The organism is Mycobacterium sp. NPDC051804, assembly GCF_044452905.1.
GTDB lineage: Bacteria > Actinomycetota > Actinomycetes > Mycobacteriales > Mycobacteriaceae > Mycobacterium.
The window spans coordinates 471,258-498,159 of record NZ_JBITCD010000005.1 but is presented as its reverse complement, the minus strand read 5'-3'; the positions used below and the strand labels follow the sequence as shown (position 1 = coordinate 498,159).

Sequence of the window (26,902 nt, the reverse complement as noted above, 5' to 3'; positions counted from 1 at the left end):
TCTTTCGTTCTCCTAGACGCGCTCGATAATGGTGGCCACGCCCATGCCGCCGCCGATGCACAGCGTGACGAGCGCACGCTTGGCACCGCGACGCTCGAGCTCGTCGACCATGGTTCCGGTGATCATGGCGCCGGTGGCGCCCAGCGGGTGGCCCATCGCGATGGCGCCACCGTTGACGTTGAGCTTCTCGTCCGGGATGTTCAGGTCCTTCTGGAACTTCAGGACGACGGACGCGAAGGCCTCGTTCAGCTCGAACAGGTCGATGTCGTCGACTGTCAGGCCGGCGCGATCGAGCACCTTCTTCGTGGCGGGCGTCGGGCCGGTCAGCATGATGACGGGGTCGGCACCGCTCGTGGCGGTCGCGACGATGCGCGCCCGCGGGGTCAGGCCCTGCGACTTGCCCGCCTTCTCACTGCCGACGAGCACCAGAGCGGCGCCGTCGACGATGCCCGAACTGTTGCCGCCGGTGTGGACGTGATTGATGCGCTCGACGTTGTGGTACTTCTGCAGCGCCACGTCGTCGAAGCCGCCCATCGCGCCGATACCGTCGAACGCGGTCTTCAGCTTGCCCAGGCCTTCGAGCGTGGTGTCGGCACGCATGTGCTCGTCGTGGTCGAGGATGACGAGACCGTTCTGGTCTTTCACCGGGACGACGGACTTGGCGAAGTACCCGCCCGACCATGCCGCGGCGGCCTTCTCCTGGCTGCGCAGCGCGTAACGGTCGACGTCGTCACGGGAGAAGCCCTCGATGGTGGCGATCAGGTCGGCGCCGATGCCCTGCGGGACGAAGCCGATGCGGTAGTTGGTCTCGGGGTCGGTGGCCCACGCGCCGCCGTCAGAGCCCATCGGCACGCGGCTCATCGATTCGACGCCGCCGGCCAGCACCAGGTCGTCCCAGCCGGAGCGGACCTTCTGCGCTGCGGTGTTCACGGCCTCCAGGCCGGACGCGCAGAAGCGGTTGAGCTGGAATCCGCCGGTGGTCTCGGGCAGCTTCGCCACGAGCGCCGCGGTGCGGGCGATGTCGCCGCCCTGGTCGCCGACGGGCGACACGACGCCGAGGATGACGTCGCTGATCAGGTTCTCGTCCAGGTCAGGAAAGCGGGTGCGCAGCTCGTCGATGAGGCCGACGACCAGGTTGACAGGCTTGACCTCGTTGAGGGCGCCGTTCTTGTTCTTGCCGCGAGGCGTGCGAATGGCCTCGTAGATGAAGGCTTCTTCAGACATGAAGATATTTCCTGTTCAGATGGGTTTTGTTGGGAGCCGGCCCACATAGGCGGTAGTCCTCTCCCCGCAGCCTAACAGGCTCGGCCAACCTGTTGGTTGGTCGGTCTAAGTACCCACGTTCGCGGCGGCATTAGGCTCGGACACCGTGACAGTCCGACGTCTGCAGCCGTATGCGGTCACGATCTTCGCCGAGATGTCGGCACTGGCCGCGCGCATCGGCGCGGTCAACCTCGGCCAGGGGTTTCCCGACGAAGATGGCCCGCCCGCAATGCTCAAGGCCGCGGAGAACGCGATCGCCGAGGGCGTCAACCAGTACCCGCCGGGTCTGGGCATCGCGCCGCTACGCGAGGCGATCGCCGGGCAGCGCAAGCGCAACTTCAGAACCGAGTACGACCCCGACTCCGAGGTGTTGGTGACGGTCGGCGCCACCGAGGCCATCGCCGCCTCGGTCATTGGTCTCGTGGAACCCGGCTCAGAAGTGCTGTTGATCGAGCCGTTCTACGACTCCTACTCCCCCGTACTCGCGATGGCGGGTTGTGAGCGGCGTGCCGTCCCCATGGTGGCCGACGGCCGTGGATTCGCGATCGACGTCGACGCACTGCGCAGAGCCGTGACGCCGAAAACCAAGGCGCTGATCGTCAATTCGCCGCACAACCCGACGGGCATGGTCGCCAGCGACGCCGAACTCAAGGCGCTCGCGCAGCTCGCGGTCGATAAGGACCTGCTGGTGATCACCGACGAGGTGTACGAGCATCTGGTGTTCGACGACCACAGACACCTTCCGCTGGCCAACTATCCCGGTATGGCCGAGCGCACCATCACCATCTCCAGCGCGGCGAAGATGTTCAACGTCACCGGCTGGAAGATCGGATGGGCTTGCGGTCCAGCCGAACTCATTGCCGGTGTCCGCGCCGCCAAGCAATACCTGACGTACGTTGGCGGCTCACCGTTTCAGCCGGCCGTCGCCCACGCGCTCAACACCGAAGATGCCTGGGTGAGCGCACTGCGCAATTCGCTGCAGACCAAGCGGGATCGGCTCGGCAATGCGTTGGACGACCTCGGGTTCGAGGTACACGACAGCTTCGGCACGTACTTCCTGTGCGCCGACCCCCGACCGCTGGGATTCGACGACAGCACAGAATTCTGCGCGCAATTGCCCGAGAAGGCCGGCGTGGCCGCGATCCCGATGTCTGCGTTCTGTGACGCGGGTGCCGCGCATGCCGACGCGTGGAACCACCTGGTGCGCTTCGCATTCTGCAAGCGCGACGACACCCTGGACGAGGCGATCCGACGGTTGGGCGTGCTCAAGCGGGTCTGAGGATTACTCGGACTCGCCGGTAGCCCGGTCAAGCACCCGCTTTCGCAAACCCTCGGTTTGGGCCTCGATCACCGCCGAACCGATCCGGTTGAGCAGGAAATGCGGAATGAGCGAGTCGGGCTCGACAGTCAGTTCGACCCGCAGCACGGTCGACGTGCGGGTCGGGTCGGGCCGCAGCGTGTACTCGATGTGCTGGGCGTTCTGCAACGCGGATGGCTCTCCATCCCAGACCAGCCAGTCTGGCCCCCAACGATATTCGAACGTCTCCTCATCGACGCGTCCCAGCACCCTTATCGCGATGCGTACATGGTGCGGGCGTCCGTCCTCGTACCTGTCGATGACCTCAGCGCGTCTGTATGCCGGCGAGTAAGTGGGCATCGCTTCGACGTCGGCGAGCGCGTCCATGACGGCTTCCGGCGGTGCCTCGATCACGATTTCTCGTGACGTGCGGACAGCCACGATGATCCCGGTTTATGTCGTCCCAGCCATCACGCGCTTACGCAGACTCTCGGTCGCGATGGCCAGCACCATTTCCTTGCCCCGCCGGACGAGGAAACGTGGAACTGGCGTCGCCAGATCCATGATGATGTCGAACCGCACGCGCGTCCTACCTTCGCCCTCGGGGGTCAGGGTGTACTCGGCATGCTGACCCCGCTGCTGACCAGTTTCGGTCGCATCCCAGACCATCCAGTCGTCGCCCCAGTGGTACTCGAGCAGCTCCTTGTCGGTGATCCCCATGATGCGGAACGTCGCTTTGACGTGGTGCGGTCTGCCATCCGGGTGGCGGTCGAGGACTTCGGTGTGCTTATGCAACGGCGACCACGACGGGACGTGTTCGATATCGGCGAGCGCGTCCAGGATCGCCTCAGGAGAGGCGTCGAAAACCACCTCTCTCGACGCGCGAACGGTCATAGTGGCAAATAATAGCTACCTGGCGTGCCTCATGTAATGGAATTCGCAGCTAACCCCAATTACCAGCCAATCTCCTCGACGGACGTGGCGGCCTGCGGCGGAGTCCCGACCGTACCTGCCGGAGTGCGAGAGAACCGCGGCGCCGGAGCCGCCTGCTCGACGCCATGGGCGGTCATCACCGTCGAGCGCGCCAGCAGGTGCTCGTTCTGCGCTGCTTCTGTCCATGTGAACACGGGCGTGACGCACGCATCGGTGCCCGCGAAGACGGCGGTCCACTCGTCGCGGGTCTTACTGGCGAACCGGTCGGTGAAGACCTTGCGCATCTCTGGGTACGCGGCGGCGTCGAACTGGTTGGGCACCTCGTCGGCCGACAGCCCGAGACCATCTAGCAGCTGCGCGAAGAACTGCGGCTCGATCGAACCGACGGCCATGTACTTGCCGTCGGCGGTTTCGTAGGTGCGATAGAACGGTGCGCCGCCGTCGAGCATGAACGACTCGCGTTCGTCCTTGAGTGTGCCGCCGGCCTTTATCGTCCACATCATCTGCGCCAGGATGCTGACGCCGTCGACCATCGCGGCGTCGATCACCTGGCCCTTGCCGGAGCGTTCGCGTTCGTAGAGCGCGGTGGCAATGCCCAGCAGTACGAGCATCGACCCACCGCCGAAGTCGGCCACCAGGTTCAGCGGCGCGACGGGTGGCCGGTCGCGATATCCGATGGCCGAAAGCGCACCGGTTTGCGACAGGTAGTTGATGTCGTGCCCCGCGGTCATGGCCAGCGGGCCGTCCTGGCCCCAACCGGTGATCCGCGCGAAGATCAGTCGCGGATTGACCGCAGCGCAGTCGTCGGGCCCGATTCCGAGACGTTCACACGTGCCGGGGCGGAAGCAGTCGAGAAGCACGTCGGCTTTGGCGGCCAGGTCAAGCAGAACCTGCGGTTCCTTCTTGACGTCGAGATCGACCGTTCGCTTCCCGCGGTGCATCAGGTCGATGTTCTCCGCGGGCATCTGGAGACCGCCGGGCCGACGCACTCGAACGACGTCGGCGCCCAGATCAGCGAGCACCATCCCGGCGTGCGGCCCGGGCCCGATACCGCCGAGTTCGATGACCTTCACCCCGGCCAGGGGTCCCGTGTTCGTCACGGGTGGACGCTAACTCAGCCGCCCTTCTTGACCTTCAGCACCTGCTTGCGAAGGCCGTCGGTGGCTGTCTCCATCGCGCCCTTCATCGCCCGCTTGAGCACGAACCCCGGCATCGGCACCGACAGATCGATTTTGATATCGAACTTGACCTTGGTCTTGTCGCCGTCCGGGGTCAATGTGTACGACGCGTCCTGCGCCTTGAGCGCACTGGCACTGATGAGAGTCCAGCTGGCCTTGTTGTCGGTCCAGGTGTACTCGACGACCTGTTCGTCGGTGATCCCAGCAGACTTCACCTTCATCTTGACGCGCCGAGGCCGGCCGTCGTCATAGGACTCGAGGATTTCCGCGCTCTGATACTGCGACGACCAATCTGGTGTCGACTCGACGTCGGCGATGACGTCGAGGATCTCCTCGGGACTTGCTTCGATCACGACCTCGCGGGAATCGCTGGTAGCCATGGCGTGACCCTAGCCCGATACGGTTGACCGCATGGAACTTTGGGAGCTTTCGGCGCGCGAGCGGATCCGCGACACCCTGGCCCGCTACAACTGGTCGGGCGATGCGATGCGGCTGCCAGAGCTTGCCGAGTCCTTCTGCATCGACGGCGAACTCGAGCTGCGCGGCGCTGAGCCGGTGCGTGGGCGCGAGGCGATTGTCGAGTTCCTCGGCGGCGCAGTGGCATCGCCGAATGTGGCGGCCCGGGAATCGGGTGTGCGGCGCATCGTTCGCCACAATGTGACGAACATCCGGTTCACCGAGTTGACGCCTCAGCGCGCCGAAGTCGCCTGCTACTTCACCGTCGTCACCGAGATCGGGCTCGACCACTACGGCCGCTACCGGGACCTCTTCGTGCCCGCCGGCGACGAGTGGCTGATCCGCCACCGGTTCGTCTCGACTGACTGGCACGCACCCAACTCGACCATGGCCGGTTAACCCGGCGGCACCAGCATTGACTGCCAGGTCTGGTTGCCTGCAGGCGCCAGGTTGCCCTGGGTGTGCCGCTGACCGTCGGGGCCGACGTACTCGCCGGTGGCGGGGTCGTAGGGAACCGCCACCGTAGGGGGCGGCGGACCGGAGGGCGGGATCGCTGCACCCGTGCCCGCCGGCGGCGGCAGTCGCGGGTCGAGCCCGGGCGCGTACTGCGGTACCCCCTGACCGGACAGCGTCGCGTTGGGGTCGCCTTTCCAGTTGTAGCCGTCGTTGAGCGGAACGTACTGCTCGTCGCTCTCACATATCTCGACCGTCGGCGCACGCTTGCCCGGCACCGTCTCGCACGGAATATTGCGCACGCCACGGACATTCAGATCGGAGTCCTGCGGCACCCGGCAGTACAGCTCACCGGCCGGCCGCTCGGGTGCGTCCTGGTCGGAGGGCGAACGCTGTTGGCGGACGGGCAGAAACCCGGTGTTGCACGGCGGGGGCAGGTTCAGGTTGAGGTTGAAGTCGAGGTAGACGCCCTTGTAATCCTGTTTGGTGCCGGAGTTCGGCAGGATGATCGATGACATCACGGCGGTGCCCTGCGGGAACAGCACCAGCAGTTGCTCGATGTCGCTTCGATAGGCCACCGCGATGTCGCCGAGGCTGACCATATTGGCCAGCAGTATCGGCAGCGCGGGGGCGACCCGGTCGAAGAACGCCCTGCCCTCTTCCAGAGCAGGGCCACCCTGAGTCAGCAGGCCTGCGAACGCGGTGTCCTGTGCCTGCAGTTGACCGGTGATCGAGGCCATGCGATTTGCCCATGTCTCGATCGAATCCGCTGTCCGTACTTGAGAATCGAGGACCGGTGGTGACTGGTCGATCAACGTCGTGATCGGGTCGATGGTTTTGTCCGCGTCAATCGCGAGCGCGGTCGACCCGTCGACGATGCGGGACAGTTCGGGCCCCAGTCCGGCGACCGCGGTACTGGCTTCGTCGACGACGGTGCGCAGGTTGTCGCGGGGAATCGCCTGCAGGGCCCGGTTGGTCGCGTCGAGGAGGCTGCCGATCTCGGGCGGCACGGCAACTCTGCCCACCGGAATGACATCGCCGGCGCGCAGGCTCTCCGCGTCGGAATCGTCTGATTGCGGTATCAACTGGACGAACTGCTCGCCGACCGCCGACCGGCTGTGCACCTCCGCACGGACGTCGGACGGAATCTTGGTCGACGAATCGAGCTTGAGTACGGCCTGTACGCCGTCGCGTGTCACATCTACCGACGTCACCCTGCCGACTTCGGATCCGCGATAGGTCACCACGGACGTCGGGTAGAGACCGCCGGATGCCGGCAGTTCGAGCGTCACGTTGTAGCGGCCGATACCCGACAGTGCGGGCACGTTCACGAAGCCGAAAGCCATGATGCCGCCGGCGATCACCGTGACTGCCGCCAGAATCGCGAGCTGGATCCATACGGTGCGGGGCAGGCGCAGCATGTCAGTAGGCCCCCCATCGGTAGGGAGCGATCAACGGGTTGCCCGCGGTGTACGGACTTGGCTTCTGGCCGATCGTCCGGCCCCACTGCAGTTCGAGCTCGGTCAGATCGCCCTCCCACCTCGTCCCGGTGAACAGACCTGCATCCAGCCGGCTCAGCGTCAAGTCGATGACGAGCGTGATGTTGGCGAAGTCACCCCGGAACCAATTGGGGACAGTGCTTTTCACCCACGGATAGGTCGACAGGAAGTCCAAACCCTTGGTCAGGGCCGGTCCGGCGTTGGCGAGTTCGCGGAAGACGGGCGCGATGTTGCGCAGATTGGCGATCAACGATTCCTTGGTCTGATTGATCGTCGAGGTGGCGATGGCGCTGAATTTCCCGAGCGCGTCGATGGCGTCGGCCAACTTCTCACGTGAATCCGCGAGTACCGCGATCGCCTGCGGAATGGTCGTCAGCGCCCGGTCGACGGTCTCGTCCTTGGCCGCGACCTGTCCCGCCAAAGCGTTGAGACTTTCGGTGGCAGAGATGATGTCATCGGTCTGCACGTTGAGCTGCGAGATGAAGACGTCCAACTGGGTCAGCAGGCTGCGCATGTCGTTCTCGCGCCCGGCCAACGCCCTGGCGAACGTCTGGTTGATCTCCTGAAGCTGCCCCAGCCCGCCACCGTTGAGCAGGACCGACACCGATGCCAGCGTCTGTTCGGTGGTCGGATAGGTACTGGCGGACGAAAGCGGGATCACCGCACCGTTTTTCAGTTCGCCCTCGGGCGGCACGTCGGTGGGCGACGCCAATTCGATGTGCATCGAACCAAGCAGGCTGGTGGTCCCCACCTTGGCGGTGGCGTTTGCGGGCAGATGCACGTCCTTGTTGATGCGCATGGTCACCAGCGCGTGCCAGTCCTGCACCTCGATCTTGGTGACGTTCCCGACGTTGACGTCGGCAACGCGCACTCGGGTGTTCTGCTGGATGACAACCACGTCCGGCAGCTGCGCCTGGATCGTGTATGACCCGTCCCCGTCACCTTCGGTGCCGGGCAAGCTCAGTGAATTGAGGCCACGCCAATCACAGCCGGCCAACACTGTTGCGCAGGCGATCGCGAGGGCCGCCGCCAGCAGACGCCTCACGGAGGACCCCCGGGAACCATCAGCCCTTCCAGTCCCTGCGTCGGATCGGTCGACGTGACATTGGGCAGCGGCGCAAGAGGTAGTTCCGCTTCCGCAGGCAGGGGTGCGTCGCTCAGGCTGGCCAGCGGTGACGGTGGCAGGTTCGGGTTCAGCCGGTTCTCGCTGTAGGTGATCTCGTTGGGTCTGGCCGAGGCGCCCGCGAACGGGTTGATACCGAGCGGGAAGAAGTTGTACTGGCGATTCTTGATGATCGGCGCCAGATACTGCATGCACAGCTTGGACGACTTCTCAAAGCCCTGACGTGAAGCCGCTTCGATTGCGCTGCAGATGAATTGCACGGTGTTTGCGAAGTTGACCGGCGCGAGGATTCCCGTCACGGAACTCTGTGCGGGCTGGTAGATGTTCATGAAGTTCTGGAACACCGTCGGCGTGATGTGCAGGACCTGTTTGATGTCTCCGCGGCTGTCGTTCAGCGCGGTGGTGATCGAGGCGAGCCGGTCGACGATCACGCCTACGCCTTCGCGGTTCTCGGCGACGAACCCGCGTAGGTCAGTCACCGCGCCGTCCAGGCCCGCCGTGGCGTCGGAGACCTCATTGGGCGTGTTGGACAGCACCGTGGTGATGTCAGCGAGGTTCGTGTTGAACGCCGCAAGCAGATCGCTGCTCGATGACAGGGCAGACACCAGCAACTGCAGATTGCGCACCGTGCTGAAGATGTCGGTGCTGTGGTCGCCCAGCGCCGAAACCGCCTGGGACAGTTTGATGACGGTGTCGCGCGCCGTCTCCCCGTTGCCGCGCAAATTGTCCGCGGCGGTGTTGATGAACTCCCCGACCGGGCTCACACCCCCCGGCGTCGTCGGCTGCAACGAGTCGGTGAGCTTCTCCAACTGCTGGCGGAAGTCGTCCCATTCGACGGGCACCGCGGTGCGGTCCTGCGGAATCGCCGCCCCAGCAGCCAGTTTCGGGCCGCCGGAGTAGGCAGGGACGAGCTGGATCGCTCGCGCACTGACCAGTGACGGCGACAGGATTGCAGCCTTGGCGTCGGCCGGCACCGAGACGTCCCGGTCGACCGAGAAGGTGACCTTCGTCCGGTTCGGCTGCGGGTCGATCGCGTCGACGGTGCCGACCGCGACACCGAGGACGCGTACCTCGTCGCCGGTGTAGAGGCCGTTGGCATTGGCGAAGTAGGCGACGAACGTGTCTTTGGTTACCCCCCACGGTGTGGCCACCACAGCGATCGCGGCGACCAAGATGACGACAAGGCCTGCCCCCAGCGCGATCCGCAAGTTCCGGGTCGACATGGTCACTGCCCTCCCTCTACGGGCTGTGGCACCGGCGGCCCGACCGTCGGCGGCGGCAGTTCACCGGGAGCAGGTCCCAGCGCCGGCGGTCCGGGTGGCGGCCCTCCTGGCGGCGGTGCGGGCAGCGGTGCACGGTACGGGTAGCAGCCAGTGGGCCCTGGCAGCGGCAGACCGGGCGGACCGCAGCCCGGGTCGCCGGGGTTGCCCGTAATCGCGTCAGGCAGATTCAAGTGCGGTTCGCCGCCCTGGCCCGTCCGTGGGTACGGCACCGGAAGAGCCGGGGTGCCGGGCTGACCGACACCCGGATCGACGAGTTGCGACGGAAGCAACACGTTGGGGTCCAAGCCGAGATCGGAGAAGGCCGCGTCGATGAACGGCTGGGCGAACTGGCCGGGCAAGAGGTTGACCAACGAGGCCTTGAAGAACGGCCCAGCACCGAGCACCTCACCGAAGGACATGGCATACCGCCGCAGCAGGTAAAGCGTGCGTTGCAGTTCCTGCTTGCGACTGTCCAGGATGCCCAGCACACCGTTGACCTTGTCCAACGCGGGCTTGAGTTGGGTCCGGTTGTCCTCCACCAGTCCCGAGATCTGCGCGGACGCTGCGGTCAGGTTACTCATGAGCGCGTCGACGGAATCCCGTTGCGACAGAATCTCACTCAGTAGCGCATTGGTGTTGACGACCAGGCTGGCGATCTGATCGCTGCGCTTGCCCAGAACCGCGGTCACCTTGTTGGCGTCTGCGAGGAGACTGCGCAGCTGCGCATCCCGCGTGTTGAGCGTGTCGGAGAACCGCGCCACGCCCTCGAGCGCGATCTTCAGATCCGGCGGCGTGTCCTTGAAGGTGTCGGCCAATGTTGTCAGCGCCGAGGACAGTTGGGTGGTGTCCAGGGCACTTATGGTGGTGGTCAGATCTCCCAGCGCGGTGGGCAGGTCGTACGGCGATGTGGTGCGTTCGAGCGGAATGGCGCCTTCGAGGCTCCCATCTCCGCGGGGTGTGACCTCGAGCATCTTGTTGCCGAGCACGGTTTCGGTCTTGATGGCGGCCTCGGTCCGGTCGCCCAGTTCGACGCCGTTGCGAACAGTGAAGTCCACCAACACCTTTGTGCCCTCGAGCTTCACATCAGACACCCGGCCGACGGACATGCCCGACACCCGAACATCACTGCCGGGCTTGATGCCGCCGGCTTCCGCGAAGTATGCCGAGTAGTCGGACGTCCCCTTGATGAACGGAAGCCTGTCGTAGGAGAAGGCCGCGATGACCGCCAGCACCACGACCAGAATGCCGACCACGCCTACGGCGAGCCGATTGCGGTCGGCCAGCGGCTTGATCTGTGGTCGCTTTCGTGTGAATCGTGTCATTTCGCTGCGCACCGCCCCGTGTCCTGACCGACGAGTTTGACGAAGACCGGCTGCCCGCCCTTGCCGTTGAGTTTCAGCACGGCATCGCAGAGGTAGAAGCCGAAGTAGTCGCCGTAGAGCCCCTGGCGTGCCAGAACCTGATACGCGTCCGGAAGTGTCTTGAGCAGGTCGTCCACGTACTCGTGATCGGACATGATCTGACCCGAAACCCGGTCGGCCTGGGTCACTGCGTCCTTGATTGGTTGGCGTGCGTCGGTCAAGAGGTCCGCGACCGTTCCCGCCGCCGCGTTGATATGGGCTGTCGCGGTGGAAATGTCGTCCTTTCGATCGGCGAGTCCCTGCGCGAGCTGTGAAAGCTTTTCCAGCCCTTCGGAGAATTGATCATCGCGGGTCGCGAAGGTCCCCAGTACCGTGTTGAGATTCTTGATGACCTCACCGATGAGCTGATCGCGGCCGGCCAACGTCGAGGTCAGCGCCGACGTCTGCGACAGCACCGACGAAATGGTGCCGCCCTGGCCCTGGAAGACGCGCAGCAATTCACCGGACAGCGCATTGACCTGATCGGGATCCAGTGCGCGGAACAATGGCCGGAATCCGCCGAGAAGCGCGTCGATGTCAAGCGCAGGTGAGGTCTGAGACAGCGGGATGGTTCGTCCCGGTTGAAGTTTGTGTACCGAACCCGGACCGTCCTCTAGCGACAGGTACCGGTCGCCGATCAGATTCTCGTAACGTACCGCCGCCTTGGTGCCCTCGGTGAGGGTTAAATTTCGGTCGATGGCGAATTCGACCGTGACCGTACCGTCCTTGTGCAGGGTCATGTTCCTGACCTTGCCGACCTCCACGCCGGCAATGCGGACGAAATTACCGCCCTTCAAGCCTGAGACGTTCGAAAAAACCGCGCTGTAGCTGGAACTCGCGTCGAACCGGAACTGCCCGAAAACCGTGACGAGAACGAACATGAAGGCGAAGCACATCACGGTGAAGAGCACAACGCGGGTCAGGGCGCGCCCAGTACCTTTCATGGCTGCCCCACTGGTATCGGTGTCCCAGGCATGACCTGCGGCGGTACGCCGGGAGGCGGCGGCGGATAGAGCGGTGTGCCGTCCGGGGCGTACAGCGCTGCGCCGTACGGGGGCGCACCAGGATAAGTGGGCAGTGGACCCGGCGCCGGTCCGCCGGGATAGCGGATCCTCGGAGGTTCGGGGATGCCCTTCGTGACCGGGAAGTAGTTCGCGATGCCCGGGAACCCGATGCCAGGATTCGGCCGGACATCAAGACCCGTACCGAATCCGGTGTCGGTGACCAGATACTTCACCGGATAGTTCTTGCTGATGTCGGGCAGCGAGCCGCAACTGGGCTTGCCGCCGGGCCCGCCTGTCGCGTTGACCTTCGGCAGATGCTGGGGGAAGCGATACGGGTCGTCACCCATCAGCAACGCGGCATCCATGATGACGGATTTTCCGTTGCCGCCCAGCGCGTCTCGACCACCGTTCTCCAGAAACCACTGCGCGCCCAGGAACAGGCATGTGTATGTCGGCGAATACTTGTACAGCAGATCCGTCGTGGGCACCACGGTGTTGATCGCGCGTATCAGGTTGGGCTGGTTGCCGCCTATCGTGTTCACCCCCGACTGCGAGAAGCCGACTGCCGAAAGCAGCAGGGAGTCGAGCGCGGATGCACTGTCAGAGATCGTGGTGCTGGTCGTCGAGAAGGAGTCCAATACCGACAGGATGTCCTGCGCCGCATCCGAATACGCCGCAGTGGTCTGGCCGAACAGCTGCCAGTCCTTCCGCACGGTGTCCATCCGCGGGTTGACTGCGACCAGCACGTCGTTGCCGCCGGTGATCGCCTGCCCGATGACGTCGCCCTTACCGCGTAGAGACTCGGCTACGGCGGTCAGCACCGCATTGAGCTTCGCCGGATCGATGGCCTGCACCACGGACTGCAGATTCTGGAACACCGTGTTGACTTCGACCGTGACGTTGCGCGAGTGCAACACCGAACCCGGCTTGAGTGGCTCGGGACTGGCGCCGGCAGGTGGCACGATGAGGTCGACGTACTTGGCGCCGAATGCGGTGCTGGACTTGATCTCAGCCTCGAGATTGCTCGGCAGGTATCGGAACGGGCCGGGGTCCATTTTCAGCGTCAGCGTGGAAAGCTCACCGCCGGCACCGGGTTCGGTGCCGATGGATCTGACCTCACCGATCGGCACACCACGCAGCTTCACCTTGGCGCCGTCCTCCATGACCAGACCGGCCCGGTCGGAGACGAGTGTCAGCTGGACCTTCTTGGACAGCGTTCCGGAGAACAGCATTGCCGTGAGCGCGATCAGCGCGGCAGCAACGAGGAACAGGACGGGCGCCCACCAGATGGGGTCGATACCCCGGCGGCGAGGTGAATTCAGCGGTGCAGTCATGCGATCACCCCGACAGATGGAAGTTGCCGGACTGCCCGTAGACGGACAGTGTGATGGTCAACAGGATGAAGACACCCGCGGTGATCGACATGCGTACCGCACGGCCGACCGCCTCACCCACACCCGCCGGACCGCCGGTCACGGTGTAGCCGTAATAGGTGTGAATCGCCATGACGGCGGCGGCCATCGCCAACGCCTCGACGAAGGACCACAGCAAATCCGTCGGGTGGAGGAACGAGGAGAAGTAATGGTCGTAGACGCCTACTGATTGCCCGTAGACGACCGTGGTGCCGAACCGGGTGGCAAGAAAGGACATCAGCACCGCGATGGTGTAGATCGGGATGACCGCCACCACGCCCGCGACGATTCGGGTCGACGCCAGGTAGGTGACGACGCGGATGCCCATCACCTCGAGCGCGTCGATCTCTTGGTTGATACGCATCGCGCCGATCTGTGCGGTGGCGCCCGCGCCAATGGTGGCGGCCAGCGCCACACCCGCGGTGGCCGGCGCGATGAATCGCACATTGAGGAAGGCGCCGAGGAAGCCGGTGAGGGCTTCGATGCCCACATTGGACAGGGTGTTGTAGCCCTGCACGGCGATCAACGCCCCGGTGGACAGGGTGAGAAACCCGACGATGACCACCGTGCCACCGATGACGGCGAGAGCACCGGTCCCGATCCCCATGCCTGCGATCTGGCGCAGCACCATCGTGGGATAACGCCGGACGGCGTCCGGAGTGGACGCCAGCGCCTGCCCGTAGAAGGCGGTCTGCTCCCCCAGCTTGCGGGTGCGCTCGGCAACAGTCACGGCGCGACCTTCACACCGAACGCGGTCGCCAGGATGTTGATGAGAAACAGGGCCATGAAAGCGAAGACGACGGTTTCGTTGACGGCTGTGCCCACCGCGGTCGGCCCGCCGCCGACGTGCAGCCCTTTGTAACAGGCGATCAGGCCAGCCGAGAGCCCGAACAGCAGCGCCTTGACCAGTGACACGATCACCTGTGGCAGCCCTGTCAACAGCGTGAGGCCCGCGACGAAGGCGCCAGGTGTGACGTTCTGGACGTACACGACGAAGAAGTAGCTGCCTGTCAGCCCGACGACCGCCACCACCGAATACAGCATCAGCGCAACGAAAGTCGCCGCGATCACGCGCGGCACGACCAGCGCCTGGACAGGGTTGACGCCGATGACCTTCATCGCGTCGATCTCCTCGCGGATGGTCCTGGCGCCGAGGTCCGCGCACATCGCTGTCGCACCTGCGCCGGAAACGACGATCGCGGTGACGACGGGGCCGACCTGGGTCACCGATGCCAAAGCCGCGCCCGCGCCCGACAGGTCACCCGCGCCGACCTCGATCAGCACGATGTTCAACGTGAAGACGATCAGTACGGTGTAGGGAATCGACAGTACGAGCGTGGGAACGATGGAGACCCTCGCGACGAACCAGATCTGCTCGAGCAGTTCGCGGAGGGCGAACGGCCTGCGGAATATCGCGGCGAAAGTCTCGCCTGCGAGCACCACGAAATCGCCCATTGCGATGGCCGGCTTAGACCAGGCCGCCTCCGTCATGGCCACCTGATTTCCTATCGTCGCCAAGCTTTCGGCGAACGTTAGGAGAGCTCTGATTAGCTGTCAACGCGTGCATATCGCCGAACAAGGCCGTCAATTACGGCAATTCGCAGGCTGCGTCAACACATTTGGTTTCGCTCATCAGGATCGGATCGCAGTGAGTTAAATGGTTGCCCGCGTGCGTCGCCGAAATCTCCTAGGCTCATCACCTATGAGCGATGCCGTCGACCCGAACGTCCCGCCGAGCGGCACCGGGTGCGTGGAGTGCGATGAGCACGGCGGGTGGTGGGTGCACCTTCGCCGCTGCGCCGCGTGCGGCCACATCGGATGCTGTGACGATTCGCTGGCCCGGCACGCGTCGGCGCACCGACGCGCCACCGGACATCCGATCATCAGGTCGTTCGAACCCGGTGAGGACTGGTTCTGGAACTACGACACCAACCAGTACTACGACGGACCCGAACTCGCGCCGCCGGAGAGCCATCCCGAGGACCAGCCCGCGCCCGGGCCGGCCGGCCGTGTCCCCAAGGACTGGATGGCCCAACTTCGGAGTCGCTCCGACTGACTTTGGGTACCCGGGCGGGCATGACTGAGAACAACCCCGACAAGCCGGACACCGCTGCCACCGAGGCTGGCCCCAAGGGTGCGGACGACGACGTCGAGAGCGACCCGGCCAAAGGCGACGAGGACACCGCGGACTGGTCCGACGAGGGCGGAGCGACGCCACGTGGGCCCGCGGACACCGGCGACCACACGCAGTGACCTAGAGGGACTGACCCAGCGCCGACAATGTCTCGGCGCCAGTGTATTTCGGCGTCCACCCCAGCTGTGTCTTCGCTTTGGTCGTGTCCATGACGACCGAAGTGCGGCTGGCGTGCAGCCATTCCAGCGACGATGGGATGAACGGCAGCCTGGCCATCACCTCTGATGCCGCGGTCGCGGCGGCCTTCGGTACGCGCACCGGTCGAGCGCCGAGTTCTTCGCCGACTTCAGAAATCGACACCACGCCGTCACCCGCCAAGTTGTAGGCGCCCGGAGGAGCCGTCGTGGTCACGGCCAGAGCAATGGCGGAAGCGACGTCGTCGTGATGCACCAGCTGCATCGGGGTGCCCGGATCGGGAAGCGGTGGCTTCAACAGCGGCAGCATTTGCGTCACGCGTTTGACCGGTCCGGGCAGGTGATTCCACGGCATGACGTCGGCCAGGGCTGGCGCTTTCGGGCCGGCGACGATGCACGGCCGCAGTACATACACCTCGAGATCGGACCCGTCGGTGATCTCGCGAAGCGCTTTCTCGCACAACGCCTTCTGCTCGGAGTAATAGTGCTCCGGCGAACCGCGCGGTGGTACATCCTCGGTGATCGGAGTGGAATTGCCGGAGTGGTAGCCGTAGGCGGCAACTGACGAGGTGTAAACGAGGCGTCGCGGGTGTTGCGCGGCCACGGTCGCCTCGAAGACGTTGCGTGTGCCTGCGAGGTTCACTCGCGCGCTCTCCTCGCGCGTGCCCATGATGATGAAGGCCAGATGCACGACGACGTCGGCCTCAGAGACCAAACCGTCCACCGCGGCACGCTCGGTGATGTCGCCCTGCCGGTATTCGACCTTGGACCAGCCCTGGCCCGCCGGGTCGAACGGGCGACGGGCCATTCCGATGATCCGATCGACGACAGGATCACGGTCCAGCGCAGTGACGGCCGATATCCCGATTTCGCCTGTCGGACCGGTGACCGCGACCGTAATTCCCATACCGCCCTGAGTGCCCGCCCCCGCGGGATCGAAACGGACGCCCTTGGAGGTGCAGAGCGCGTTCCCGTCAATTCCCTTGTGCCCCTTTAGTTTCAGTAATCACATTTGCCGCCGAACTTGTCGGTGATCGAATGTATGTTCGAATGGTGTTGGCGACCCCGGTGCAAGTAGCGATGACCGCACTGCGGTCCGCGCACGAATCACTGGCCGCCTGCGATCTGGAGATACTGACCCACCGCGAACTACTGGATGTGCTCGATGGGCTGGAAACCCTGTCGTGCCAACTCCCTTCGCAATGGCGCCGCGCGTTGGTGCGGCTGCAAGCCGAGACGACGCCTAAGGCAATGGGTGCCAAGTCGTGGAAGGACGTGCTGAAGATTCGGTGGCGCATCTCGGCTGGTGAGGCTGGGCGACGAGTATCCGAGGCCGAGGTGCTCGGGCCGCGACGCACCCTGGCCGGCGAACCACTGGCGCCGGTGCTCGCCGCCACCGCGGCTGCCCAGGCCGCAGGTCGGATCACCGGCGAGCATGTGGACAGGATCCGCGACGCGATGCACCTGGTCCCTGGGTTCGTCGATGCCGCGACGCGTGAAGAGATCGAAGCCGACCTCGTGCGCATAGCGGAAGAGGTGGGCCCGGTCGAACTGAGGAAGGCCGCCGAGACGATGCTGTTCCTGCTCGATCAGGACGGCCCCGAACCCGATGACAGCGAACGCCAACGCAAACGGGGCCTGCAGGCCGGTCCTCAACACCGCGATGGCACCGTCGAGATCAAAGGCACCCTCACCCCCGAAGCATGGGCGGTCATGGAACCGATCTTTGCCAAATGGGCCGCACCCGGCATGTGCAATCCCGACGACGAGAACCCCTGCGTCAGCGGCGCACCGTCACAAAACCAGATCGACACCGATTACCGCACGCTCGCGCAGCGCCAACACGACGCCCTGCTCGCCCTGGGCCGCAGCGCACTGGAATCCGGAGAGTTGGGTCAGCACAACGGGTTGCCGACCTCGATCATCATCCGCACCACCTTGCAAGACCTCGAATCCCGCGCCGGGGTGGGCGTCACCGGCGGCGGCACCATCGTTCCCATCACCGACGTCATCCGCATGGCCAGCCACGCCAACCACTGGCTGGCGGTCTTCGACAAGGCCACGGGGCAAGCTCTGGATCTCTTCCGCGCCCGACGGGTCGCCTCAGGCGCCCAGCGCATCATGCTCATCGCGCGCGACGGCGGCTGCACCAAACCGTGCTGCGCCGTCGGCGCATACGGCAGTCAGGCCCACCATGCGCTGGCCGATTGGGCCGATGACGGCAACACCAATGTCAATGACATGGCGCTGGCCTGCGGGCCGGACAACCGCCTCGTCGACAAGAACGGCGGCTGGACCACCACCATCAACGAGCGCGGTGACGTCGAATGGATCCCACCACCCGACCTCGACACCGGACAGGCCCGCATCAACTTCTACCACCGCCCCGAACTACTTCTCCGACCGCCGGAGCGACTCACCGAAAACCCAGAACGCGGACCGTAGAGACCGTCCGAGGCCTACTTCGCGTCGGCGAGCGCTTGCTTGGCGGCGTTGTACCCGGGAACGAACGTGATACCGGGACCACCGTGGCAGCCGGCACTGGCCAGGTAGAGGCCGTCGAGCGGAATAGGTTGGTCGACATAACCTTTCGGGCCGGGCCGGTTGGGACCCATCTGATCGGGGTGGATCAGCCCATGGCAGTAGTCACCGCCCGGTGCCCCGAACATGGTGCCCATGTGCTTGGGAGTGAAAGTGGTGTGCTTGAGAATCAAGCTCTCGAAATTCGGCGCCAGCCTGGTGATCTTGTCGATCACCCGCTGGCCCATCTCGGCCTTCATCTCGCCGTAGCTCGAATCCGACTCCTCGATCGGAAACCACAGCGAGAACGCCGAGGCCGCATGCTTGCCGGCCGGCGCTAGCCCCGGGTCGTTCACCGACGGAATCTGCAGCGCGATCGACGGGTCGGCAGGCACTATGCCGCTCCTACATTCCTCCCACTGCCGCTGCAATTCCTCAGGCGTGGAGAAGATTCCGATATTCGACTGCATCGCCGGATCGTTGAGCAGTTCATAGGGTGCCGCGAATTCCGGGATACCGTCTAGCGCGAAGTGCATCTGCAAGTAGCTGCCGCGGTGGTCCTGGCCCGAGAAGCGCTCCCGAACGTCAGCGGGCACCGCGGTGGGGTCGACCATCCCGTTGATCGTGAGATCCGGTGCGATGCCTGAGATCACGATCGGCGCCGTGATGACTGAACCGTCCTCCAGCCGGACACCGCTCACCCGACCGTCGTGGACCTGGATCTCCTCGACCTTGCTGCGCAGCCGCAGTTCGCCGCCCGCCGAAGCGAACACGTCAACCAGGTGCGACGTCAAGGCGCCGATGCCACCCTGGAGTTTCTTGACCAGAAGCGCGTTCTCGTCCGGAACGGCGAATCCGTAGGCCAGCGCCGCCGCCGTACCCGGCGTCGCGGGACCGCGATAGGTGGTGTTGCACGCCAGCAACGAGAGCATGCCGCGCAGCGCGCCGTGCTTCTCCCGGTCGGGCAAATAACGATCGATCACATCGGTGACCGATCCGAACAGCAGATCGGTGATCGTCGAGCGCTCGAATTCGTTTGTCGCACATGCATACATCTCGTCGAGCGTCTTCGGCGGCTGGCCGGCTTCGAACCGTCCCAGCGCACGTGTCGGCGCCTGGCACCATGCCATCAAGCCGGCCATCCCATTGACGGCCTCTGCGCCGTGCACCTCGTTGATGTGCGTCATCAACTTCATCGGGTCGGTGTAGTAGACCAGCGGTTCGTCGCCGACGCCGCGCAGCGACACCGACATCACGTCGAGGTCCACGGTCGGCAACTCGTCGAGTCCGAGTTCGCGGCTGACAACGGCCGAGGTCGGGATCTGCACCGAACCCGCGATCTCGAATCGGAAGCCGTCGAACAACTCGACGGTGGAGGCCATACCTCCGGCATAGAGCTTGGAGTCGAGGCAGAGCGTGCGCAGCCCCGCCTTCTGGAGCAGTGCGGCAGCGGTCAACCCGTTGTGGCCCGCACCGACGACGATCGCATCAAAGTCAGCCATGCGCTGAGGTTGGCACGCACTCCATGTTTTGTCAATAATGACAAAACTTTCAGCCGATCCCCTTCGTCAGGGTGTCCAATGCCTCTCGGGTCAGCCTCGATAACTCGGGCAGCGACCGCTCCTGGCCGAGCATCCACACCTCCATCGCACCGAAGACCGCCGCCGCGATACACCGCGCGGTGATGGCTATGCGCATCCCGTCGTCGCCACCCGGTGCGGGCGGGTTCTCCTCGGCTAACTGCTGCACGATCGCCTCGGCAAAATCGGCCTCGACCTGACGAATGTGGCGCACGATGCGGTCCGGTTCGATTTCCTGCGCACGCAGGGCGGCGGTCTGCGCGACGGCCCAGTCGTCGTACGGCCGCGCCATCATCGCGGCGTGGACCGAGTCGAGAATCGACTCGTCGGGAGCGCGCTCGGACAACGCCGCCCTGAACCACTCCAGGCCCGCATAGTCGGCGAACAACAGATCGTGCTTGGACGCGAAGTGCCGGTAGAACGTCCGCAGCGACACCCCGGCGTCGGCGGCGATCTGCTCGGCCGAGGTGTCCTCGACGCCTTGGGCGAGGAAGCGCACCACGGCGGCCTGCCGCAACGCCTCGCGCGTGCGTTCACTTCGCGCCGTTTGGGCGGGTCGAACCATGGGGAGAAACTACCGCACAGAGTTATGTCATTATTGACAAAACTTGAGCCCGAGGTGAGACTCCGTCTTTATGGTTTCGCTGATCGTCCACCTCGTCCTCGGCTTCGCGACGATGGCCTTCATCGTCAAGACGAATCCGGCGATATTCGCGCGCTATTCGTCCGGTTCACAAGTGACCGGGCTTGAGCTCTTCTACTGGGTCGCGGGCATCGCGTCGGTCGTGCTCGGCTACTACTTCAACAACCAGTACGTCGCGGAGTACGCGCCGGCTGGCGGTGTGCACAACTTCATCTGGGGCCCAGGCAGCTGGTGGGAGTTCATCACGCTGGGTTACGCCAACCCCGCCGCGAGTTCGGCCAGCCAGGACTACACGATCATGAGCGTTCTGCTCTTCCCCGTGTGGTGCCTCGTCGACGGCCGCAGGCGCGGCATCAAGCATGCCTGGCTGTTCATCGGGTTCATCCTGTTCGCCAGCTCCGCATTCGCGTGGGCGGCATATCTCGCCGTCATCGAGCGCCAACACCGGCACCAGCAGCTAGGGGCACCGCTGCAATCCGCGGTCTGACCCCTGGGCGGCGGCATAAGGTCGACGCATGATCACAGACGATCTGCGCGACCGCCGCCTCGAGGTGATCCGGGAGCACATGGACACCGAGGTCACCAAGGAGTTCGACCGCACCCTGGCCACCTTTAACGGCCATCCGCACTACGAGATCATGGCCACCGGCCAGGTCTTCGACGGCGACGACGAGGTCATGGGTTACTACCGGACCACCCGCACCGCATTCCCGGACCAGCGGCACGACAATGCCCGGTTCCATGTGGCCGACGATGCCGTCATCGTCGAATTCGACCTACTGGGAACCAATCTCGGCGAGTTCTACGGTCTGCCTCCGACGGGAAAGGCATTCCGGGTACCCATCATCGCGGTGTTCTATTTCGACGGCGACCGCGTTGTCAACGAACGCATTTACTTCGACTCGGCGAGCCTCGTCACGCAAATCGGTCGCGGCGAACTCCTCGCCCTGGCGGGATCGGGTGAACTGTGAAGGTCCATCACCTCAACTGCGGGACGATGCACCCGTACATCGCGCCGAAGATCGTCTGCCACGTCCTGCTCGTCGAGACCGACAACGGTCTGGTGCTCGTCGACACCGGATACGGGACGCGCGACTGCGACGACCACGGCCGGGTCGGGCCCACCCGCCACCTCTTCAAGCCAGTGTTCGACCACGGGGAAACCGCGCTGCGCCAGGTGGAGCGCCTCGGGTTCACTCGAGCCGACGTCCGCCACATCGTCGTCACGCATTTCGACATGGACCACATCGGCGGCATCTCCGACTTCCCCGACGCCCAGATACACGCCACCAGCGCCGAGATACAAGGCGCTGTACGCGAACCGACGTTCCAGGAGAAGATGCGCTTTCGCGCCGCACAGTGGGCGCACGATCCCAAGATTGTCGAGCACAACCCCGACGGCGAGAAATGGCGGGGGTTCGCCGCCGCCAAGGAACTCGACGAGATCGCGCCGGGAATCGTCCTCGTCTCGCTGCCCGGCCATACGCGCGGACACGCCTGCATCGCCGTCGACGCCGGCAACCGGTGGGTGCTGCACGGCGGAGACGCCTTCTACCACCAGGGCACCCTAGACGGCATCTCCGAGGTCCCCCGACCCATCAGGATCATCGAGCCCCTTCTCGCATTCGATCGAAAGAAGGTGCTGGACAACCACGCTCGCCTCACCGAGCTCTATCAGCGTCAGGAGCCCGACATGCTGATCGTCTGCGCCCACGACGCGGATCTGTACGAACACGCGAAAGCGACGGCCTAAGCCATGCGCGCCGTCGTCATCACCAAGCACGGCGATCTGTCGGTGCTCAAGGTCGAGCAGCGTCCCGACCCGCCGCCTCCTGGGCCCGGTCAGGTGCGCATCGCGGTGCGAGCATCCGGAGTGAACTTTGCCGACCATCTCGCCCGCGTCGGCCTCTACCCCGAAGCACCGAAAACGCCGTGCGTGGTCGGCTACGAGGTCGCAGGGACGATCGAAGCGGTCGGTGACGGTGTCGACAGCTCACGTGTCGGCGAAAGAGTTTTGGCCGGAACGCGTTTCGGCGGCTACTCCGAGATCGTGAACGTCAAAGCTGCCGACACGGTCCACCTGCCGGACAGTCTGACCTTCGAGCAGGGCGCCGCCGTCCCGGTCAATTACGCAACCGCATGGGCGGCGCTGCACGGCTATGGATCACCGAAAGCGGGGGAACGCGTGCTCATCCACGCAGCCGCCGGCGGTGTCGGCATCGCGGCCATCCAACTCGCCAAGCCCACCGGGGCCGAGATTCACGGCACCGCGTCACCCGGTAAGCACCAGGCGCTGAAGGAGATGGGTGTCGACCGCACCATCGACTACCGACGTGACGGCTGGTGGAAGGATCTGCCTCCATACGACTTCGTGCTCGACGCGATCGGCGGATCGTCGCTGCGCCGCTCCTACAATCTGCTGCGACCCGGCGGCAAGCTGATCGCATACGGGATCTCTGCGTTGCAACAGGGCGAGAAGCGTTCTCTGCGAACCGCTTTGCCGCAGTTGCTGCCGATGCTTCGCGGGTTCAATCTGACAAAACAACTCTCGGAGTCCAAGGCCGTCATCGGCCTCAACATGCTGGCGCTGTGGGACGATCGCGGCACCCTCGAACCGTGGATCGGTCCGCTGTCGACGGCGCTGGCCGACGGCTCCGTCTCACCGGTCGTGCACGCCGCCATACCGTTCGACAACGCGCGCGAGGCGCACCGCATCCTCGCCGCGCGCGAGAACGTCGGCAAGGTCGTGCTGGTCCCCTAGCTGGCCGCGCGCTTCCTCAGGACGCTCTGCAACCTGCCGAGCACGTCGTAGTAGCGCGTCGGCGCCACTCGCGCCAAGGCGTCGAACATGTAGGCGTCGGGTCCGACGAGTATTCGCGCCTTGCCGGACTCGACACCGCGATGGATGATCTCGGCAGCCTTGTCGGGCTGCGTCATGGTGATATTCGCGAACTCCTGGGCCATCTGCTCCTGGGTACGGCCTCGACCCTCGGGATCGTTGCGCATCCGGCCGTTGCGCACGATGTTCGTGTTGATCCCGCCCGGGTGCACGTTGATGGCCGTGACGCCGGTTCCCCGTAGCTCTTGACGAAGGGCATCGGTGAAGCCGCGGACGGCGAACTTGGCTGCGCAATAGGCACTCTGAGTCGGCATGCCGACGAGACCGAAGACGCTCGACGTGTTGACGATCACGCCCTCATCCTGCTCGACGAGGATGGGCAGAAACGCCCTTGTGCCGTTGACAACGCCGCCGAAGTTGATGCTCCAGAGCCATTCGTCGTCCTCCGGGACAGCGTCGAGCACGCTCGACCCGACCGCTACACCGGCGTTGTTGAACACCGCGCCTATCGGCTGGGGCGCCCAGTCTCGTACCTCTGTCGCGAAGTCGCGCTGCGCTTGCGCATCGCTGACATCGAGCACCCGCAGTAGGGCTGGGCCACGCAGTGAAGCCTCGGTTTCCTTCAGGCCCGCCTCGTCGACATCGGCGATGGCGACCGGGCAGCTGTGCGCGGACAGCCGTTGCGCCAACGCGCGGCCGATACCCGATGCCGCGCCGGTGATGACCGCGGTGCGGCCACTTATCGTCCTGTGCCGCTTGGTCATGCGTTCTCCTCGCGCTCGGTGTGAGTAAGGGCTGCACCGCGGCGGGCCGCGAATCCAGCAAACGTGACGTGTTCGGTGATGAGGTCGATGATCCGGTCCCATGCCCCGACGGGCAGGTCGTGGCCGAGGCCGACGATCGTCTCCAGGCGTGCGCCCGGTATCGCTCGGACGGTCGCAGCTCCACCGGTCGGATGAACCATGCGGTCACGGTCGCCGTGGATAACCAGGGTCGGGACGTCGATGTGGGCGAGTTCGGCGGTCCGGTCGCCAGACGCGAAGATGCCCGTCAGCTGCCGCACGATGCCCGCTGGGCTCGGATCGCGATCGTAGGCAATTCCTGCGTACGTGCGTACCGCCTGCTCGTCAAAGGGGAAGCCGTGCGATCCGATGTGGGCGAAGATGTTTGCAGCACGGTCCATTTCCTCCGCCCTGGTCCGCGGCGGTTTCGACGTCAACATCCTTCGCCACGTGGACAGAGCGGGCCGTCCGAGCCGGGGCGCCCCCGTCGTCGACATGATCGACGTGAGGGTACGGACCCGCCCCGGATGGTGCGCGGCGACGGTCTGCGCGATCATCCCGCCCATCGAAACGCCGACCAGGTGCGCGTCTGGATATCCGAGCGCATCCATCAGACCAACGGTGTCGCGCGCCATGTCGCCGAGGTGGTACTGGTGCCGGGGGTCGCCTCCGCGGAACATCGCCACCGGATTGGCCGGCCGATAGCGCATGTGGGTGGAGCGGCCCGCGTCGCGGTTGTCGAACCGGGTGACGTGGTAGCCGCGGCCGACGAGCCTCGCGACGAATTCGTCGGGCCACGAATGCAATTGCTGGCCCAGCCCGGCGATCAGCATGACGGGCGGATCGGCCGGATCACCGATCTGTTGGTAACACAGTTCGATGCCGCGGCCGACGTCGACGATCGTCTCGTTCGCCGTCACGCCGATACCCACGCCGCTTTGGAAGGGCTGGTCTGCGGAGCCGCGGCGCGGCGGCGGTAGACGACCGCCCGGCCGCCGCGTCCGGGCGCAATGGCGACGCCGCGGGAATGCCTGCGCTCACCAGCGGTGTAGGTGGTGCCGAATTCGAACTCGCGCATCAACGTTCGCAGCGTCACCGTCATCTCCATGTTGGCGAACGCGGCTCCGATGCAGCGTCGGACGCCGCCACCGTAGGGAATCCACGCGTAGTTGTCCGGCGGATTGCCGACGAACCGGTCGGGATCGAAGGCCGTCGCGTCGGGGAAGCTACCGTCGGCCGAGTGCGCCAGCGTGATGCTGGCCATCACGACGTGACGTTCGGGAATGACCCATTCGCCCAACCGCATTCGCGCCTTGGTCATTCGTGCGGTCCCGTTGATCACGGACCTCGTGCGCTGGACCTCCCAGATGGTTGCCTGCACGAGCTCGGATCTACCCGCATCGACATCGGCGGCCAGACGGTGCAGCAGGCGCGGGTGCCTGCGCAGCCGCTCGACCGTCCACGCCAGGGTGGTGGCCGTGGTCTCGTGGCCGGCGGCCAGCAGCGTCAGCAGTTCGTCGGCCACGTGGTCGTCGGATATCGGCGACCCGTCCTCGTACCGTGCCTGCAACATGAGCGACAGGACATCGGTGCGCTCCTCGAACGCCGGGTCGCTGCGGATGTCGGCGATGAGTCGACCGATGATCTCGTCGTAGCTCCTTCGGTTGTCGGCCAGTTTGCGGCCGGGACTGCGCCGACCGAAGTCCCGGCGTAGCACCGGCGGCATGACGGCCAGCCGAGAGGCGTAGAGCACCATCTGCGGCAGGGCTTCGCGCAGCTCGTCCAGAGCGCGACCCTCGGCGCCGAACACCGTCCGCAGAATCGCGTTCAGGGTGATGCGCATCATCGAGGGCATGGTCTCGAATTCCTGGCCCTCGGGCCAGGACGCGATCTCACGCATGACCTCTTCCTCGACGATCGCCTCATAGCCGGCCATCCGCTTGCCATGGAACGGCGGAACCAGCAGCTTGCGCCGTTCGCGGTGCTCGGCTCCCTCGAGGCTGAACGTCGAACCGGGGCCGAACATCTCGCCGAGCACCCCGGCGCGCGCGATCATGTCGGGCTTGGCCGTGAACAGTTCCTTGATGAGGGCCGGATCGCCGACGACGACGGTCGGTCCGAAGATCGGCAGGTTGAGCGTGAACGTGGGGCCGTGTCGCTTGGCCACCGCCGCGACCGACTTTTCCCTGGCGGCAAGAAACCCCACACCTTGCAGAAGTTTCGGTATGCGCGGTGCCGGAGGCATGCGCACCGGATCCGTCGTCAGCTCAGCCATCTAATCCCTCCGTGGTACACCATCGTACCAACGGAAGGTATGCGCTCGTCCGAGATCGCGCAACCCTCGAAGGGCAGAAAGCAGCGGCGCCGTCTAATCCCGACGGGTCGTAATCGCGTACTCAACGTATGTGCCGTCAACCTTGCTGATCTGCAGATACGCGGTGTACGGCCCCTCGGGACCGGTGAACTGACACTCGAACTGCTGTCCCACCTTTGCCTGCACTCCCGACGGGCACGTCACGTCGGTCGGAGTGAAAGCGGTGTTCTCGGAGACCACGTCGACGACCGTCTGCGCGGCTGCCTCGGGAATGACGGTCACCGGCGCGGGTTCGGCCTGTGCGATTCCCGCGACCAGTCCCAGCGCGGCCACGCTCAGCCCGCCGGATACCAACAGAGCCGCTAATGGTCGTTGTGTGGCAGATCGGTTCATCGATCGTTCCTTTCGCACCCGGCCGCGGTGGCCGGTCCACGCAAGGATGCGGGCAAGGCCTTGACGGATTCTTGGGAACCGAGGACACGCGACGAATCAGCGCTTTAAGACGAGGGAAAGTCGAAGCAGACCAGGGCCGGGATCGACCCTTCGACCTTCCGCTTTAGGTTGATGATCCTCGACACGCGGATGCAGTTCCCGGTTGGTCTGTGCGCATTGGGCT

General features: G+C 65.0%; 29 protein-coding genes. 9 read left to right on the top strand and 20 right to left on the bottom strand.

Annotated elements, in window-relative coordinates:
* Positions 1–12 precede the first annotated feature (12 nt).
* Positions 13–1,224, bottom strand: coding sequence for an acetyl-CoA C-acetyltransferase (locus ACIA48_RS22165; protein WP_396736377.1), 1,212 nt, complete (start codon positions 1,222–1,224; stop codon positions 13–15).
* Between the two features lie 145 nt (positions 1,225–1,369).
* Here ACIA48_RS22165 and ACIA48_RS22160 point away from each other — a divergent pair, with 145 nt between their 5' ends.
* Positions 1,370–2,542, top strand: coding sequence for a pyridoxal phosphate-dependent aminotransferase (locus ACIA48_RS22160; RefSeq protein WP_396736374.1), 1,173 nt, complete (start codon positions 1,370–1,372; stop codon positions 2,540–2,542).
* 3 nt (positions 2,543–2,545) lie between these two features.
* On the opposite strand, the gene ACIA48_RS22155 is transcribed toward ACIA48_RS22160, so the two are convergent.
* Genes ACIA48_RS22155 through ACIA48_RS22140 form a run of 4 tightly spaced genes read right to left on the bottom strand, consistent with a single transcriptional unit; the run spans position 2,546 to position 5,051 of the window.
* Positions 2,546–3,001 (bottom strand): SRPBCC family protein, encoded by a 456-nt coding sequence (locus tag ACIA48_RS22155; protein WP_396736371.1) that lies wholly within the window; start codon positions 2,999–3,001, stop codon positions 2,546–2,548.
* A 12-nt stretch (positions 3,002–3,013) separates the two neighbouring features.
* Positions 3,014–3,454, bottom strand: coding sequence for an SRPBCC family protein (locus ACIA48_RS22150; RefSeq protein ID WP_396736369.1), 441 nt, complete (start codon positions 3,452–3,454; stop codon positions 3,014–3,016).
* A gap of 59 nt (positions 3,455–3,513) precedes the next feature.
* Entirely contained in the window at positions 3,514–4,593 is a 1,080-nt protein-coding gene (locus tag ACIA48_RS22145; RefSeq protein ID WP_396736367.1) for a CaiB/BaiF CoA transferase family protein, read from the bottom strand.
* 14 nt (positions 4,594–4,607) lie between these two features.
* Positions 4,608–5,051, bottom strand: coding sequence for an SRPBCC family protein (locus ACIA48_RS22140; protein WP_396736364.1), 444 nt, complete (start codon positions 5,049–5,051; stop codon positions 4,608–4,610).
* Between the two features lie 31 nt (positions 5,052–5,082).
* Here ACIA48_RS22140 and ACIA48_RS22135 point away from each other — a divergent pair, with 31 nt between their 5' ends.
* The gene (locus ACIA48_RS22135) at positions 5,083–5,526 is read left to right on the top strand and encodes a nuclear transport factor 2 family protein (RefSeq protein WP_396736361.1); all 444 of its coding nucleotides are present in this window, start codon (positions 5,083–5,085) and stop codon (positions 5,524–5,526) included.
* On the opposite strand, the gene ACIA48_RS22130 is transcribed toward ACIA48_RS22135, so the two are convergent.
* Genes ACIA48_RS22130 through ACIA48_RS22095 form a run of 8 tightly spaced genes read right to left on the bottom strand, consistent with a single transcriptional unit; the run spans position 5,523 to position 14,771 of the window.
* Positions 5,523–7,001 carry an MCE family protein gene (locus tag ACIA48_RS22130; protein ID WP_396736359.1) on the bottom strand — a complete coding sequence of 493 codons (1,479 nt, stop codon included), beginning with the start codon at positions 6,999–7,001 and terminating at the stop codon, positions 5,523–5,525. The genes ACIA48_RS22135 and ACIA48_RS22130 overlap by 4 nt on opposite strands.
* A gap of 1 nt (position 7,002) precedes the next feature.
* Complete coding sequence (locus ACIA48_RS22125; RefSeq protein ID WP_396736356.1) at positions 7,003–8,124, bottom strand: MCE family protein; 1,122 nt, start codon at positions 8,122–8,124, stop codon at positions 7,003–7,005.
* A complete protein-coding gene (locus ACIA48_RS22120) occupies positions 8,121–9,431 on the bottom strand; it encodes an MCE family protein (RefSeq protein WP_396736354.1) in 1,311 nt (436 codons plus the stop codon). The genes ACIA48_RS22125 and ACIA48_RS22120 overlap by 4 nt, the downstream gene beginning before the upstream one ends.
* Complete coding sequence (locus ACIA48_RS22115) at positions 9,428–10,786, bottom strand: MCE family protein (protein WP_396736352.1); 1,359 nt, start codon at positions 10,784–10,786, stop codon at positions 9,428–9,430. Before ACIA48_RS22115 ends, ACIA48_RS22120 begins: the two co-directional genes overlap by 4 nt.
* Positions 10,783–11,808 (bottom strand): MCE family protein, encoded by a 1,026-nt coding sequence (locus ACIA48_RS22110; protein ID WP_396736350.1) that lies wholly within the window; start codon positions 11,806–11,808, stop codon positions 10,783–10,785. The genes ACIA48_RS22115 and ACIA48_RS22110 overlap by 4 nt, the downstream gene beginning before the upstream one ends.
* The gene (locus tag ACIA48_RS22105; protein WP_396736347.1) at positions 11,805–13,202 is read right to left on the bottom strand and encodes an MCE family protein; all 1,398 of its coding nucleotides are present in this window, start codon (positions 13,200–13,202) and stop codon (positions 11,805–11,807) included. The genes ACIA48_RS22110 and ACIA48_RS22105 overlap by 4 nt, the downstream gene beginning before the upstream one ends.
* A gap of 4 nt (positions 13,203–13,206) precedes the next feature.
* Entirely contained in the window at positions 13,207–14,010 is an 804-nt protein-coding gene (locus tag ACIA48_RS22100) for an ABC transporter permease (protein ID WP_396736344.1), read from the bottom strand.
* Positions 14,007–14,771 (bottom strand): MlaE family ABC transporter permease, encoded by a 765-nt coding sequence (locus ACIA48_RS22095; RefSeq protein ID WP_396736861.1) that lies wholly within the window; start codon positions 14,769–14,771, stop codon positions 14,007–14,009. Before ACIA48_RS22095 ends, ACIA48_RS22100 begins: the two co-directional genes overlap by 4 nt.
* A 211-nt stretch (positions 14,772–14,982) precedes the next feature.
* Between ACIA48_RS22095 and ACIA48_RS22090 the strand changes: the two genes are divergently transcribed.
* Complete coding sequence (locus ACIA48_RS22090; protein ID WP_396736341.1) at positions 14,983–15,336, top strand: UBP-type zinc finger domain-containing protein; 354 nt, start codon at positions 14,983–14,985, stop codon at positions 15,334–15,336.
* A 20-nt stretch (positions 15,337–15,356) separates the two neighbouring features.
* The gene (locus ACIA48_RS22085; RefSeq protein ID WP_396736340.1) at positions 15,357–15,533 is read left to right on the top strand and encodes a hypothetical protein; all 177 of its coding nucleotides are present in this window, start codon (positions 15,357–15,359) and stop codon (positions 15,531–15,533) included.
* A 1-nt stretch (position 15,534) separates the two neighbouring features.
* Here the strand turns inward: ACIA48_RS22085 and ACIA48_RS22080 are convergent, their stop codons facing one another.
* Complete coding sequence (locus ACIA48_RS22080) at positions 15,535–16,515, bottom strand: NAD-dependent epimerase/dehydratase family protein (protein WP_396736337.1); 981 nt, start codon at positions 16,513–16,515, stop codon at positions 15,535–15,537.
* A gap of 131 nt (positions 16,516–16,646) precedes the next feature.
* Between ACIA48_RS22080 and ACIA48_RS22075 the strand changes: the two genes are divergently transcribed.
* Positions 16,647–18,053: a DUF222 domain-containing protein gene (locus ACIA48_RS22075; RefSeq protein WP_396736334.1), complete on the top strand. Its 1,407-nt coding sequence runs from the start codon at positions 16,647–16,649 to the stop codon at positions 18,051–18,053.
* A gap of 14 nt (positions 18,054–18,067) precedes the next feature.
* Here ACIA48_RS22075 and ACIA48_RS22070 read toward each other — a convergent pair whose 3' ends face one another.
* Positions 18,068–19,630, bottom strand: coding sequence for a phytoene desaturase family protein (locus ACIA48_RS22070; RefSeq protein ID WP_396736331.1), 1,563 nt, complete (start codon positions 19,628–19,630; stop codon positions 18,068–18,070).
* A gap of 49 nt (positions 19,631–19,679) precedes the next feature.
* Entirely contained in the window at positions 19,680–20,273 is a 594-nt protein-coding gene (locus ACIA48_RS22065) for a TetR/AcrR family transcriptional regulator (protein ID WP_396736328.1), read from the bottom strand.
* A gap of 70 nt (positions 20,274–20,343) precedes the next feature.
* Between ACIA48_RS22065 and ACIA48_RS22060 the strand changes: the two genes are divergently transcribed.
* From ACIA48_RS22060 to ACIA48_RS22045, 4 genes are read left to right on the top strand one after another with little or no spacing between them, the layout of a single operon-like run.
* Entirely contained in the window at positions 20,344–20,838 is a 495-nt protein-coding gene (locus ACIA48_RS22060) for a DUF2834 domain-containing protein (protein WP_396736325.1), read from the top strand.
* A 28-nt stretch (positions 20,839–20,866) separates the two neighbouring features.
* A complete protein-coding gene (locus ACIA48_RS22055; RefSeq protein ID WP_396736322.1) occupies positions 20,867–21,322 on the top strand; it encodes an ester cyclase in 456 nt (151 codons plus the stop codon).
* On the top strand, positions 21,319–22,104 hold the full coding sequence (locus tag ACIA48_RS22050; protein WP_396736320.1) for an MBL fold metallo-hydrolase: 786 nt from the start codon (positions 21,319–21,321) through the stop codon (positions 22,102–22,104). The genes ACIA48_RS22055 and ACIA48_RS22050 overlap by 4 nt, the downstream gene beginning before the upstream one ends.
* 3 nt (positions 22,105–22,107) lie before the next feature.
* The gene (locus tag ACIA48_RS22045; protein WP_396736317.1) at positions 22,108–23,112 is read left to right on the top strand and encodes a zinc-binding dehydrogenase; all 1,005 of its coding nucleotides are present in this window, start codon (positions 22,108–22,110) and stop codon (positions 23,110–23,112) included.
* Here ACIA48_RS22045 and ACIA48_RS22040 read toward each other — a convergent pair.
* From ACIA48_RS22040 to ACIA48_RS22025, 4 genes are all read right to left on the bottom strand, one after another.
* Positions 23,109–23,954 (bottom strand): SDR family NAD(P)-dependent oxidoreductase, encoded by an 846-nt coding sequence (locus ACIA48_RS22040; RefSeq protein WP_396736314.1) that lies wholly within the window; start codon positions 23,952–23,954, stop codon positions 23,109–23,111. The two genes, ACIA48_RS22045 and ACIA48_RS22040, sit on opposite strands and share 4 nt — an antisense overlap.
* A complete protein-coding gene (locus tag ACIA48_RS22035; protein WP_396736311.1) occupies positions 23,951–24,892 on the bottom strand; it encodes an alpha/beta fold hydrolase in 942 nt (313 codons plus the stop codon). Before ACIA48_RS22035 ends, ACIA48_RS22040 begins: the two co-directional genes overlap by 4 nt.
* Positions 24,889–26,247: a cytochrome P450 gene (locus ACIA48_RS22030; RefSeq protein ID WP_396736308.1), complete on the bottom strand. Its 1,359-nt coding sequence runs from the start codon at positions 26,245–26,247 to the stop codon at positions 24,889–24,891. Before ACIA48_RS22030 ends, ACIA48_RS22035 begins: the two co-directional genes overlap by 4 nt.
* Before the next feature lie 93 nt (positions 26,248–26,340).
* Positions 26,341–26,679, bottom strand: coding sequence for a DUF4333 domain-containing protein (locus ACIA48_RS22025; protein ID WP_396736305.1), 339 nt, complete (start codon positions 26,677–26,679; stop codon positions 26,341–26,343).
* Positions 26,680–26,902 lie beyond the last annotated feature (223 nt).

Bases quoted from the DNA above. Each gene is read 5' to 3' on its own strand.
- ACIA48_RS22070 (WP_396736331.1), bottom strand. From the start codon at position 19,630: ATGGCTGACTTTGATGCGATCGTCGTCGGTGCGGGCCACAACGGGTTG.
- ACIA48_RS22090 (WP_396736341.1), top strand. From the start codon at position 14,983: ATGAGCGATGCCGTCGACCCGAACGTCCCGCCGAGCGGCACCGGGTGC.
- ACIA48_RS22080 (WP_396736337.1), bottom strand. From the start codon at position 16,515: ATGGGAATTACGGTCGCGGTCACCGGTCCGACAGGCGAAATCGGGATA.
- ACIA48_RS22105 (WP_396736347.1), bottom strand. From the start codon at position 13,202: ATGACTGCACCGCTGAATTCACCTCGCCGCCGGGGTATCGACCCCATC.
- ACIA48_RS22130 (WP_396736359.1), bottom strand. From the start codon at position 7,001: ATGCTGCGCCTGCCCCGCACCGTATGGATCCAGCTCGCGATTCTGGCG.
- ACIA48_RS22095 (WP_396736861.1), bottom strand. From the start codon at position 14,771: ATGACGGAGGCGGCCTGGTCTAAGCCGGCCATCGCAATGGGCGATTTC.
- ACIA48_RS22075 (WP_396736334.1), top strand. From the start codon at position 16,647: ATGTATGTTCGAATGGTGTTGGCGACCCCGGTGCAAGTAGCGATGACC.
- ACIA48_RS22055 (WP_396736322.1), top strand. From the start codon at position 20,867: ATGATCACAGACGATCTGCGCGACCGCCGCCTCGAGGTGATCCGGGAG.
- ACIA48_RS22140 (WP_396736364.1), bottom strand. From the start codon at position 5,051: ATGGCTACCAGCGATTCCCGCGAGGTCGTGATCGAAGCAAGTCCCGAG.
- ACIA48_RS22060 (WP_396736325.1), top strand. From the start codon at position 20,344: ATGGTTTCGCTGATCGTCCACCTCGTCCTCGGCTTCGCGACGATGGCC.
- ACIA48_RS22150 (WP_396736369.1), bottom strand. From the start codon at position 3,454: ATGACCGTTCGCGCGTCGAGAGAGGTGGTTTTCGACGCCTCTCCTGAG.
- ACIA48_RS22165 (WP_396736377.1), bottom strand. From the start codon at position 1,224: ATGTCTGAAGAAGCCTTCATCTACGAGGCCATTCGCACGCCTCGCGGC.
- ACIA48_RS22065 (WP_396736328.1), bottom strand. From the start codon at position 20,273: ATGGTTCGACCCGCCCAAACGGCGCGAAGTGAACGCACGCGCGAGGCG.
- ACIA48_RS22045 (WP_396736317.1), top strand. From the start codon at position 22,108: ATGCGCGCCGTCGTCATCACCAAGCACGGCGATCTGTCGGTGCTCAAG.
- ACIA48_RS22135 (WP_396736361.1), top strand. From the start codon at position 5,083: ATGGAACTTTGGGAGCTTTCGGCGCGCGAGCGGATCCGCGACACCCTG.
- ACIA48_RS22040 (WP_396736314.1), bottom strand. From the start codon at position 23,954: ATGACCAAGCGGCACAGGACGATAAGTGGCCGCACCGCGGTCATCACC.
- ACIA48_RS22030 (WP_396736308.1), bottom strand. From the start codon at position 26,247: ATGGCTGAGCTGACGACGGATCCGGTGCGCATGCCTCCGGCACCGCGC.
- ACIA48_RS22110 (WP_396736350.1), bottom strand. From the start codon at position 11,808: ATGAAAGGTACTGGGCGCGCCCTGACCCGCGTTGTGCTCTTCACCGTG.
- ACIA48_RS22115 (WP_396736352.1), bottom strand. From the start codon at position 10,786: ATGACACGATTCACACGAAAGCGACCACAGATCAAGCCGCTGGCCGAC.
- ACIA48_RS22025 (WP_396736305.1), bottom strand. From the start codon at position 26,679: ATGAACCGATCTGCCACACAACGACCATTAGCGGCTCTGTTGGTATCC.
- ACIA48_RS22085 (WP_396736340.1), top strand. From the start codon at position 15,357: ATGACTGAGAACAACCCCGACAAGCCGGACACCGCTGCCACCGAGGCT.